Genomic DNA, 11,819 nt, shown 5'->3' with positions numbered 1-11,819 from the left:
GGCGCGTCAAATGATACGAAAGCCCTGGGGATCTGTGACCCCGGGGCTTCTGTTTTTTATTGCCTGCTCTTCGGTTGATCACGAAGGACGACGCAGACCCGCGCGCGCCCGATCGACCTCGGATCGCATGATGCAATCCTCGGCATGGTCGTTGACCAGACCCATTGCCTGCATGAAAGCGTAGACGGTCGTGGGGCCGACGAACTTCCAGCCGCGCTTGCGCAGCTCCTTCGACAGTGCTTCGGAGGCCGGCGAAGTTGAGCGGCTTTGCGGCCACGCCCCGTCATCGACCGGCTCGAACCTCCAGACGAATGCCGCAAGCGAGCCTTCAGCCTCGACCAGCGCACAGGCACGTCGCGCGTTGTTGATGACAGCCTCGATTTTGCCGCGATGACGAACAATGCCCGTATCCGCCATCAACCGCGCCACATCGGCCTCGTCGAACAGCGCCACTTTGCGGAAATCGAATCCGGCGAAAGCGACCCGGAAATTCTCGCGTTTGGCGAGGATGGTGCGCCAGCTCAGGCCCGATTGGAAGCTTTCGAGGCAAAGCTTCTCGAACAGTCCTATGTCGTCCACGACCGGGAAGCCCCACTCCTTGTCGTGGTAGTCGAAAAACTCGGGCGCAGCGGCGCACCAGCGGCAGCGCGGACGTCCGTCCTGACCGAGCACACTTGCGCTCATGCCGGCACCTTCAGGAAATCGAGGTTCGGCGCGGTTCGCTTCGGGTCCACTGCGTAGGTTTCGGCGGTCACGATGCCCTGCACGACGAACGGGTCGGCCGCTATGCGCGCGTCATAGGCCGCGCGGCTTTCCTTATGAGCGAGGATCGCGCCTCCAGCGGCGCCCTGAAGGGAGCCGACGCAGAGGAACACGCCATCAGCGAAGCCTTGTGCGATCCAATCGTTATGCGCCGCCATGAACTGGGATGCGGCAGCGCGGTTTTCCGCGAATTTCAGGAAGGTGACGAACATCGGCGCTCCGTGCTTATGTAGATCGGGGAAGGTTCGGCAAGTTCGCCAGCCAGTGTTCGATCCCGGCCACCTCGCTACGGATGAATGCCTCGTCCCGGAAGGCGGTCGCCATGACGGCTACCCCCTGCGACCATGCCAGAAGATGCAGCGCCAGCGCTTCCGCCTGCTCGTCAGCACCAAGGGCATGGAACTGTGCGGCGAGCCAGTCGCGGAAGAGGCCGAGGATTTCGGTCGCTCGGCTCTGCGCGGAATGATCCAGTTTGGCGAGTTCGGAGCAAAGCGTCCCGACCGGGCAACCAAAGGCCATGATCTTCGCTCGGTTGGCAATCAGCATATGGATGAAGGACAGGATACGCGCGCGCGGGCTCACGTCCTCGGCTTGCCAGCCGTCGAGCATTGCGCGTGTGCGCTCCATGCGGCGGACGATCACGGCATCGAGTATGTCGTCCTTGGTCTTGAAGTGATGATAGAAATTCCCGCGCGAGATGCCCACCGCGGCCGCGATGTCGGCAAAGGACGTGACCTCGAACCCACCTTCGTAAAAAAGGGCATCCGCCTTTTCGATGATCAGGCTACGGGTGGATGGAGAAGGCATATGTTCGACGTCCTGTTCGGCCCGAACAGAATTAGGACATTTGCCCTAGAGCGTCAACGCGGGGACTCTCGAAAAGGTCATGTGTGCAGGGGCCGGATCATTGCCCCGCCTCGCAAGCCTTCCACATCGCGGCCGACGCCATGAGGCGTCAGCATCGCAAGAACGGCAGTGGGCGATCAGGCTGCCCGGATCGGCTTGGCCGCCGTCAGGCCCTTCAGCCATTCGAGATAGTAGGCATAGGCGAAATGCAGCCCGATGCCGATGAGCACGAAGAGACTGCCGATGACAGGGTTTCGCCCGGTGACGAACAGCAGCACCTGGCCGGCCATCGCCAGGATCGTGCCAAAAATGAAGATCGGCAGGGAATGGCGACCGACGACGGCAAGGGGATGGTCGCTATCGAGTTTGGCGAGGCCACTGATGGCAGGCGTCACGGCGATGATGTAAGCGATCGCCAGCACGTGGAGCAGCCGCGGCAGCGACAGGAAGGTCTTGTCGAAACCGGTCAGCACGGCCGGAAGGCCGAAGGAGAGGTCGATGTTCCACCAGGAAAACAGCACCCAGACACCGGAGATCGCGAGGTAGGCGACCGACAGGGCCACCAGCCAGGGCCATCGCGGCAACGTACCGCCTTTGCGCACGAAGGTCATGAAGACCACGCCGATCACGAACAGGAACTGCCATGACCAGGGGTTGAGGAACCAATAGCCTTCGTCGAGGAAGTTCGACGGCACGAACTTGAAGATGCCGGCCACGAGCCACAGGAGGGCAGACAGCAGGAGCAGCAGTTTCTTGCTGATGCCGTTCAGCCAGAGGATGGCCGGCAGCATCAGGAACAGCACCGCATACATCGACAGGATGTTGTTGTAACCGAGCTGGTGCCCGAGCAGGACCATCGCGACGATACCCTGTTCGGTCTGCTCGACGAAGGGCCGGATGTTGATCTCGCCGATCAGGTCCTGCCTCCCGAAATAGAGGGCGCCGCCGGCAAAGATCGCCAAAGTGACGATGCTGGTCATGATATGGGCGACATAGAGCGCCAGCGCCCGTCGCCAGATCTTCAGCGTCAGCGCCAGACGTGCGCGGGGCACGTACTTGCCGCCATAGGCAAGCCCGACCGAGAGGCCGGAGATCAAGACGAAGGCCTCGGCCGAATCCGAGAAGCCGTAGTTCTTGTGGGTCAGATATTCGAGATATTGCCCGGGAACGTGATTGACGAAGATCGTCAGAAGGCAGAGCGCCCTCAACACGTCAAGGCGCGTGTCGCGCTCCTTGGGAACCATGCGGGCGGATATCGTCGGGATCGAACCGCCCCCAGATGTCTTTTGCAGCATGCGGTCTAGTATCCGGGATCTGGCGCCCCTGCCCCACCCCTGTTGAAACGGGCGCCGGACATTCGCTTGGCCCTGGAGGGTGCGTATATCCGATGCCGTCGATCGATGCGCAAACCTCTCGAGGGTTCGCGCCGCCGGCAGATCTGCAAGAAAAAACCGGCCTTGCCCGTTCGGGTGCAAAGCCGGTTTCAACGTTCATTCAATACCGGCAGTTACAGCAAAATGCCTTCATGCGCGTTTTTTGTGACACTATTATTGATGCTGACGATCGGCTCGCGACTTTTCGCATCGCGCTTGACCGAAATGCGATGCTTCGTGCCGTTCAGCGTCACTTCAGCCGAGTAGCCGTCCCAGGCCTCCGGCAGCACCGGCCGGATGACCAGCTTTTCGCCATGCCTGCGGATGCCGAGAATGCCCTCGACGCCGGCGCGGTAGAGCCAGCCGGCCGACCCGGTGTACCAGGTCCAGCCACCGCGTCCGGCCAGCGCGCCTTCGCCATAGATGTCGGCGGCCACCACATAGGGCTCGACCCGGTAATGGTCGGCGCCCTCGCGGCTTAGGGCATGCGAGACGGGATTGAGCATCTGGAAGACGCGCCAGGCTTCCTCGGCCCGACCCTGCTCGGCAAAGGCCAGCGCCACCCACGTCGCCGCGTGGGTATATTGCCCGCCGTTTTCACGCACACCGGGCGGATAGGCCTTGATGTAGCCCGGGTCCTGCCTGGTTCTTTCGAGCGGCGGCGTAAACAGCCGGACGATGCGTCGATCCGGATCGACGAGTTCGGCCATGACCGCATCCATCGCGTGCCGCGACCGCTGCTCGTCGCCCTCGCCCGAAAGCACGCTCCAGGACTGACCGATCGAATCGATCCGGCATTCGTCGCTTTCGCTCGAGCCGAGCGGCGCGCCATCGTCGTAGTAGCCACGACGGTAATAGTCGCCATCCCAGCCCGCTTCATCGAGCACCGTCTTCAAGGCCGCAAGATGCGTCTCCCAATGGCTGACACGGGCCTTGTCCTTGCGCTGGCGGGCAAAGGGCAGGAAGCCGCGCAACGTGCCCGCCAGGAACCAGCCGAGCCAGACGCTCGTCCCGCGTCCGGCAATGCCGACACGGTTCATGCCGTCGTTCCAGTCGCCACCGAGAATAAGCGGCAGGCCATTTTCGCCGCTGCGCCTGATCGCCAGATCGAGTGCGCGGGCACAATGCTCGTAGACATCGGCGATCTCGTCAGCGATCTCCGGCTTGTAGAAGCTGTCGTGCTGCCCTTCCTCGAGTGCCGGGCCGGTGATGAAGGCGATCTTCTCGCCGAGAATGTCGGCGGACCCGGTGACCTCGCAATAGTGCGTGACGGCATGAGCGAGCCAGACGACGTCGTCCGAGATCATCGTGCGGACACCGGCGCCGGTGCCCGGCAGCCACCAATGCTGCACGTCCCCTTCGACGAACTGCCGTGCGGCCGCGTTGAGGATCTGCGCCCGCGCCAGTTCCGGCCGATGGATGAGGAACGCCAGCGTGTCCTGCAGCTGGTCGCGGAAGCCGAAGGCGCCGCTCGCCTGGTAGAAAGCCGAGCGTGCCATGATCCGGCAACCGAGGCTCTGATAGGGCAGCCAGTTGTTGATCATGGTGTTGAAGGCGGCATCCGGCGTTTCCACCTTTACGATATCGGTGAACTCGCTCCAGAAGGTCTTCGCCGCATCCATGACCGTGTCGAACGCAGTCTGGCGCAACTCGCCGAGAACCGCGCGCATCTGTTCGTCGTTGTCGGCATCGCCGAGGATGAACGTCAGCTGCTTTTCGGCACCAGGCTCGATCACCAGATCGGTCGCCAACGCCGCGCAGGCGTCGCCGTCCACATCGACAGAGCCGGAAAGCTCGGCCCCTGACAAAACGGCCTGCGGCACGAGAATGCCGCCGATCCGCCCGAGGAACTCGCGCCGGCTTGCCGTGTGGCTCACACCGACACCACCCTCGACTGCAAAGAAGGCCGAGCGACCGGCATAGTCGATGCTGTAGGGGTTGGTCGCAACCAGCGCGTCGGCGGCGTCGTCCCACTTCGACAGAACGAAGGGCGCCATGCGGGCCCGGTTGTTGCCGAGCACCCATTCGGCAAAGCCGTAGATCTTGAGTTGGCGGGCAGCGGTGGAGCGGTTGCGGATCGAGATGCGGACCAGCTTGGCCGGCAAGGTTCGATGCACCGTGTGCGCTGCCTCGATATCGAGATCGTCCTGGGTGCTGCGGAATGTCGAATAACCAAGTCCGTGGCGCGTCTCGAAGACGACCGACCGGCTGCGCGACAGGGCCGCGTAGGGGGTCAGCACCGCGCCACTCGCCAAGTCGCGGATGAAGATCGCTTCGCCCGGGCGGTTGACGACCACATCGTTGGCCCACGGCGTCAGCTGGTAGTCGCGCGAATTGCGGCTCCAGGTGAAGGCCGCACCCTCCGCCGAAACGTGGAAGCCGAACTGTTCGTTGGAGATGACGTTGATCCAAGGCTGCGGTGTCGCCTCGCCGCCGCGCAGGCGCACGACATATTCGCGCCCGCCGTCGGCAAAGCCGCCGTAGCCGTTCCAGAAATCGAGACCGTCGCCGACGATACGAGCATCGACAGCGTCGGCCGGCTGCTGCGGCGCAGCCAGCAAGGGGAAATTGCTTTCGCTGCCCTTCACCGGCGGCGTCGAATAGAGCGAATTGGCGCGCGCGATCTGATCGGAGATCGTGCCGTTGCGGGCATGGAACACGGCGCGGGAGGCCGACAGCAGCGTCGACCAGGTCTCCGCCTCCATCAGGTCGCGGCGCACCGAGAAGATGTGCTGGCGCGGACCGTCAGAGAGGCCGCGAAGCCTCAGGTTCTCGCACATCGAATCGAGTGCGTGCTGCATGTCCTGGGCATAGGACGAGGCACGCTCGTTGATGATCACCAGGTCGGCGGTGATGCCGCGGGCGCGCAGATATTCCTGTGCCCTGAGCGCTTCCCGGGCGATACCGAGGTCGCCGTCGTCGTTGATGCGCAGGCAGAAGATCGGGAAGTCGCCCGAGATCGCCAGCGGCCAGAGCGTCGACTGCGACGCCAGCCCCGCCTGAACCGTCGCGGTATCGGCACGCAGGTGCATGTCGGGGTAAACGAGGTAGCGGCCGAGCATCTGGAAGCTTGCGGCCTCCTGCGAAGTGACGCCGACATGGCGCATCTGCACCTGGCTGCGCGTCCAGGCATGGATCAGCTCGTGATTGAAGGTTTCCGTATGCCTGTAGCGCTCGATGGCGCGATCGACGGCTTCGCGGTTCGGTGCGGCGATCGTCCAGAAAACGACGCTGACCTTCTTTCCGGCCGGAACCCGCACGACACGGCGCAGCGACATGATCGGATCGAGCGTGAAACCGTCGGTTCCCGAAAGCACCGCGTCGGTGTCGAAGGCGGCAGCCTCCGCAAGGGTACGGCCCGGGCCGATGAAGCGGCGACGGTCGGTCTCGGCTTCAGTCGGGCGATCGCTGCCGGCATTGTCGGTGACGAGATGCGCCACTTCCATATCCGGATCGCCGGGGCTGCGCTTGTTGCGGCTGACATGGATGACATCGCCGCGCCGACTGATTTCCGTGCGCACGAACATCTTGGAGAAGGCGGGATGCGCGCTGTCGGCCTCGTCGGTCGAAAGCACCGGTTCGGCGTAGGAGGTCACTTCGATGAAGCGATCCTGCGTTCCCGTGTTGAGCAGGATGACGCGGCGGCCTTCGGCATCGTGCTCGGTGGCAACGATGCACTCCACCTCGCTGGTGAGGTCGCCGACGGTCTTGACGAACTCGGCCTTGTCGTCGCCGAACCGCGTCAGCACCTTCTCGCCGACGGCACGCCGCGGCTCGGCGGTGGCCGACCACCAGTCGCCCGTCGTCGTGTCGCGCAGGAAGATGAATGTGCCCGTCCGGTCCTCGACCGGGTCCGGCTTCCAGCGGGTGACCGACTGTCCGTTCCAGCGGGCATAACCGGCACCGGTTGCCGTCAGCATGACGGCATAATGGCCGTTGGACAGGAACACGGTTTCGCGGTCCTGGGCGAGCGGGTTTTCGATAACACGAACTTCCGGACGCAACAGGTCGTCCTGGCCCTTGCCGAGCGATTCCGGCTCGCGCTTGGCATTCATGATCGGAATGTCGCGCGGCGCCTTTTCCTGCAGCAGCAGTTCGGCCGCTTCGATCACCGGATCGGCGTGGAACCATTCCCGCAGCTTGCCGGTGAAGACGACGTTGGCGACCGCGGCGATCGACATGCCATGGTGGTGGGCATAGTAGTTGCGCACCACGGCGCATTTCTGCCCCTCGGGCACGCGCGTCGGCGTGAAGTCGACGGCATCGTGGAAGCCGTAGACACCGAGCGCACCGACTTCGCGCAGGCGACCGAGATTGGCCAGCGCCGCCTTCGGATCGTACATGCAGGCGAGGATGGAGGCGTAGGGCGCGATGACGGCGTTCTGGCCGAGGCCACGCTTGAGGCCGAGCGTCGGCACACCGAAGTTGGTGTACTGGTAGGTCAGTTCATGATCGCGCGCATTGAAGGCCGCTTCGGAGATGCCCCATGGCGTGCCGAGACGGCGGCCATGATTGATCTGCTCCCTGACCACCAGATTGTTGGTCTGGTTGAGGATGCCGCCCTGCCGCTCCTGCATGACCAGCGGCGGCATCAGGTATTCGAACATCGAACCGGACCAGGAGATCAACGCGCCGCGCGCGCCGATCGGCACGATCGGACGGCCGAGCTTGTACCAGTGCTCGGTCGGCAGGTCGCCCTTGGCGATGGCGAACAGGCTCGTCAGGCGCGCCTCGGATGCCAGAAGGTCGTAGCAGGCCTCGTCGAGTTCGTTGGCATTGACGCGGAAGCCGATCGAAAGCAGCCGACGCTCCGGCCGGAACAGGAAGCCGAAATCCATCGAGAAGGCGATGTCGCGTGCGCGATCCTTCAGCACCGCCAGCCGCTGGCGCAGCGCTTCGATGGCGCCGAGGTCGAACACGCCGTCGGCAATATGCGCTTCGCAGGTGGCGACGAGCGTGTTCGCCCACTTCGTCACTTCGCTGCTCTGGGCCGTGCGCACCTCATGGTCGAGATTGACGGTCAGCTTGTGCATGTCGCGCGCCAGCACGGCGAGGTTGATCACACGGATCGATGCGAACTCATGCTCGCGCTTGACGGCTGCCAGCGCGTTCTGGAAGCCGACGATGCGCTCCTCGATCAGGCGGCGCAGCGGGCGAACGGTCTTGCGGTCGTCAGGCAGGTCCTTCAGCACCTCGGCAAGGATGGCAACCACGTCGCCGATGCCGTCGAGGCTGCCCTGGACGTGCGCGGATGGGGCTTCCGCCCATTCCCGACACATGGACGACACCGCGATCAGGTGACCGGCAAGGTTGCCGCTGTCGACCGACGAGATGTAGCGCGGCTCCATCGTTTCGAGCGTATTGGTGCGATACCAGTTGAACAGGTGGCCGCGATATTTCGGCATCCGGTCGATGGTGGCGATCGTCTGTTCCAGGCGCGTGATCGTCTCCTCGAAGCCGATCCAGCCGAAGTCGCGTGCCGACATCACCGAGAGAAGGTAGACGCCGATATTGGTCGGCGACGTGCGCTCGGCAAGCACCGGCTGCGGCGTTTCCTGGAAGTTGTCCGGCGGCAGGAAATTCTGCTCGGCGGTCACGAAGGTCTCGAAATAACGCCAGGTGCGCCGCGCGATCAGACGCATTTCCCCGATCGCCTCGTCGGAGACGACCAACTGGTCCTCGGTTTCGGCCGATTGGCTGACGAACCACGCCACTGCCGGAGAAAGCGCCCAGAGCAGGGCGAAGGGAATGCCGATGAAGGGCAGGCCGGTATCGGAAACCGCAGCGAGCGCCAGTGACAGCACAGACAGCGCTGGCGCGATCCACATCGCCCGGTAGTAGTCGCCGATGCTTCCATGGCCAGCACTTTGCACCTGGGCGGCGGTGCGCCATTCCAGCATCAGCTTGCGGCTGACGAAGGTGCGGTAGAGCGAGCGCACGATCGCGTCGCCCATCATCGCCGCGCCATGGGCGATGAAGACGATGCGAAGCGCGACCTGGGCGTTGGCGGCGCGAACTTCGGTCAGCACCGCATGGAGGTGGGCGCGCGCGACGATGTCGTTGCGGCGTGGTAAGAGGCCATTGATCAGCGACAGCGTCGGCGCGACGAACAAGCTGAAGATCAGCACGATCTGCCAGATCAGCGCTTCCGTCGGCTGCATGTAATACCAGCCCATGACCGAGGCGACGAGCCAGGCACAGGGGATCAGCGAGCGGCGCAAGTTGTCGTACATCTTCCAGCGGCCGAGCATCGACAAGCCGTTCGACGGATTGAAGATGTAAGGCAGCAGCTGCCAGTCGCCGCGGGCCCAGCGATGCTGGCGCGACATCTCGACTTCGTAGCGGGTCGGGAAATCCTCGACGAGTTCGACGTCCGTTACCAGCGCACAGCGCACATAGGAGCCTTCGAGCAGGTCGTGGCTGAGAACGGCGTTTTCCTCGATCCGGCCCTTGAGCGCCGCCTCGAAGGCGTCAACGTGGTAGAGGCCCTTGCCGGTGAAGCTGCCTTCGCCGGCGATGTCCTGGTAGACGTCCGACACGGTAAAGACATAGGGGTCGATGCCGCGATTGGCCGAGAAGATGCGTTGGAACGCCGAAGCCTCGCTTCCGGTGGTCAGCGACGGCGTCACGCGCGGCTGCAGCAGGCTGTAACCGGCAATCACCTTCTGCGTCTCCGGATCGACGATCGGGCGGTTGATCGGGTGGGACATCTTGCCGACCAGCTTCGTCACCGCATCGCGCATCAGGCGCGTGTCGGCGTCGAGCGTCATGACGTACTGGACGTTCTCCGGCACGGTGTTGGCGCCCTGGAGGAACGAGGTGTCGCGATCGCCGCGCAGCAGCAGGTTCAGCTCATGCAGCTTGCCGCGCTTGCGCTCCCAGCCCATCCACACGCCTTCCGCCTCGTTGAAGAGACGGCGACGGTGCAGGAGGAAGAAGCGTGTCTTGCCGTCATAGGCATACCGCGCCGAAAGCTCGGCGACCTCGCGCCGGGCATAGTCGAGGACGTCGGTGTCGGCCGAGGTTTCCTCGGTCTTGCTGTCGACCCAGTCGCTGAGCAGCGCGAAATAGATCTCGCCGCGCGGATTGGCGAGGTAGTGAACTTCGAGATTGCGCACCAGCTCGTCGACATGGTCGCGCTTGGAGATCAGGCAGGGCACGACGACGAGCGTGCGGGCATATTCCGGAACGCCGTCGAGGAACTCGTAGCCAACCAGGCGCGACGGTCTGACGAACAGCGTGACGAGGGTGTTGAACAGTCCCATCGCGCCTTCGGACGCCGGCAGCGCAAACAGCAGCAGCATGATCAGCTTCGCGCCGTTCGGAATATCCATCGGGCTGACGAAGGCATAGACGGCGATCATCGCCAGGATGGTCAGCAGAATGTTCGGTCCGGCGATGGCGAACCAGTCGAGCTTGCGGCTAAGGCGGATGATGCTCTGCAGCACCGACGGCCGGTAGCCGATCTTCTGCTCGAGCGCCTTGCGCTGCTTGCCGACGAGGAAGGAGCCGACGTTCGGCTCCTGAAGCTGCGGTTCGACGGCGGCCGCCGCCTCCGCTTCCTTCACCATCTCGATGGCGATCTGGGTGACTTCATATTCGCTGTGGCCGGAGCGGCGCGCCAGCTTTTCGATCGTATCGCGATACTTGTTGCGCGAGCCGAATTCGAGCGCGGCATAATCGGAGCCGTCGCGCAGCGCCGCATCGATCTTGCTGACGCTTTCGAACCAGACGGCCCAGTCGGTGTCGTCGATCTCGCGCAGACTGCGGATGATGTTGCTCATCGTCGCATTGCCAGACGACAGGCGGTTCTGCTCGGCGACCAGCGCATCCTCGACGTCGCTGCCGCGCTTCTCGAGCTGTTCCTCGATCCAGGCGATCACGGAGCCGGAGGTCTGCGAGCCGTCACGCATGCGGTAGAGCAGCTGGGCAACGAAGGTATTGTCGGCGGCAAGCGCCTCGGAGTCGGTCAGCAGCGCCCGGCACTTCTCCGGATCGTTGTGACGAATGATCTGGTCGGCAAGGTCGTTGGCCTTGCGGCGCATGCCGCGCGAACGCTCGACGCGGATGGCGATGCGCCGCAGGTTCTCGATCAGGACGAAACGCAGGATCGACGGCAGCGCCCACAATTCACCGATCTTGAACGTGTCGTGCTTCTGAAAGCCCTCGACCATCGCGGTGATGCTTTCCCGCGAGACGGTGCTGTGCGTATGGGCGACATAGAGCCAGGCGAGCGCCATCGTGCGCGGAATGACGGTTCCGGAAACCGACAGCGTCGGCAGCTGGCGATAGAACTTGCGCGGGAAGTCGCGACGAACTTCCTGGATCGCTTCCTCGACCACGTGGTGGTTGTCGAGCAGCCATTCGGCGGCCGGCGTGATCTGCGCCCCCGCTTCGACGTCAGCCGCCGTCGCCCGATACACCCTCAGGATTTCGTTTTCATTCTCGCGATGGCGCGGACGGAACTCGAACGGGAAGAAGCCCGGCAGGGACGGGGCGCCCTTGAGCGCAAGGGCCTCGCCGCATTGCCGCAGATCCTCCATCGAGAAAAAGGTCGAGCGGATCGAATCGTTGTAATCGATCTGTTTCGCTTCCGGTTCGCGAGAAGAGGAGGACGGCGTGTTATGAAGGGGCATGGGTGCTGGTTCTGAATCCAACCGGGGTTGATCGGCCCGGCTCTCGTTGTTCTGCCGGGTTGGCTGCGGTCCTGAGGTTCCAGGCTTGGCCGGCGCGTTGCTAGACACGGTCATGTGTCCTCCCATCCGCCGTCATTTTCCGGCAAACCGGAAACTGGCGGAAACTGGCACCGCCCTTGAACTGGGCATCGGAGAAAGCAAA

Annotated in this window: 5 protein-coding genes; all 5 read right to left on the bottom strand. The window is 63.7% G+C overall.

The window, feature by feature from the left end; genetic code table 11:
* Positions 1 to 78 precede the first annotated feature (78 nt).
* On the bottom strand, positions 79 to 684 hold the full coding sequence (locus BC363_RS27790; RefSeq protein ID WP_065784522.1) for a DNA-3-methyladenine glycosylase I: 606 nt from the start codon (positions 682 to 684) through the stop codon (positions 79 to 81).
* Positions 681 to 974: a YciI family protein gene (locus tag BC363_RS27785; RefSeq protein WP_065784524.1), complete on the bottom strand. Its 294-nt coding sequence runs from the start codon at positions 972 to 974 to the stop codon at positions 681 to 683. The genes BC363_RS27790 and BC363_RS27785 overlap by 4 nt, the downstream gene beginning before the upstream one ends.
* A 13-nt stretch (positions 975 to 987) precedes the next feature.
* Positions 988 to 1,569, bottom strand: a complete 582-nt coding sequence (locus BC363_RS27780; RefSeq protein WP_065784526.1) for a TetR/AcrR family transcriptional regulator — start codon at positions 1,567 to 1,569, stop codon at positions 988 to 990.
* 176 nt (positions 1,570 to 1,745) lie between these two features.
* Positions 1,746 to 2,903: an OpgC domain-containing protein gene (opgC, locus tag BC363_RS27775; protein WP_065784527.1), complete on the bottom strand. Its 1,158-nt coding sequence runs from the start codon at positions 2,901 to 2,903 to the stop codon at positions 1,746 to 1,748.
* A gap of 212 nt (positions 2,904 to 3,115) precedes the next feature.
* Positions 3,116 to 11,731, bottom strand: coding sequence for a cyclic beta-(1,2)-glucan synthase (ndvB, locus tag BC363_RS27770; RefSeq protein ID WP_065784529.1), 8,616 nt, complete (start codon positions 11,729 to 11,731; stop codon positions 3,116 to 3,118).
* Positions 11,732 to 11,819 lie beyond the last annotated feature (88 nt).

Source organism: Ensifer sp. LC384, from assembly GCF_001695865.1.
Taxonomy (GTDB): Bacteria; Pseudomonadota; Alphaproteobacteria; order Rhizobiales; family Rhizobiaceae; genus Ensifer.
This window is presented reverse-complemented; position numbering and strand designations above follow the sequence as displayed.

Bases quoted from the DNA above. Each gene is read 5' to 3' on its own strand.
- BC363_RS27790 (WP_065784522.1), bottom strand. From the start codon at position 684: ATGAGCGCAAGTGTGCTCGGTCAGGACGGACGTCCGCGCTGCCGCTGG.
- BC363_RS27785 (WP_065784524.1), bottom strand. From the start codon at position 974: ATGTTCGTCACCTTCCTGAAATTCGCGGAAAACCGCGCTGCCGCATCC.
- BC363_RS27780 (WP_065784526.1), bottom strand. From the start codon at position 1,569: ATGCCTTCTCCATCCACCCGTAGCCTGATCATCGAAAAGGCGGATGCC.
- opgC (WP_065784527.1), bottom strand. From the start codon at position 2,903: ATGCTGCAAAAGACATCTGGGGGCGGTTCGATCCCGACGATATCCGCC.
- ndvB (WP_065784529.1), bottom strand. From the start codon at position 11,731: ATGACCGTGTCTAGCAACGCGCCGGCCAAGCCTGGAACCTCAGGACCG.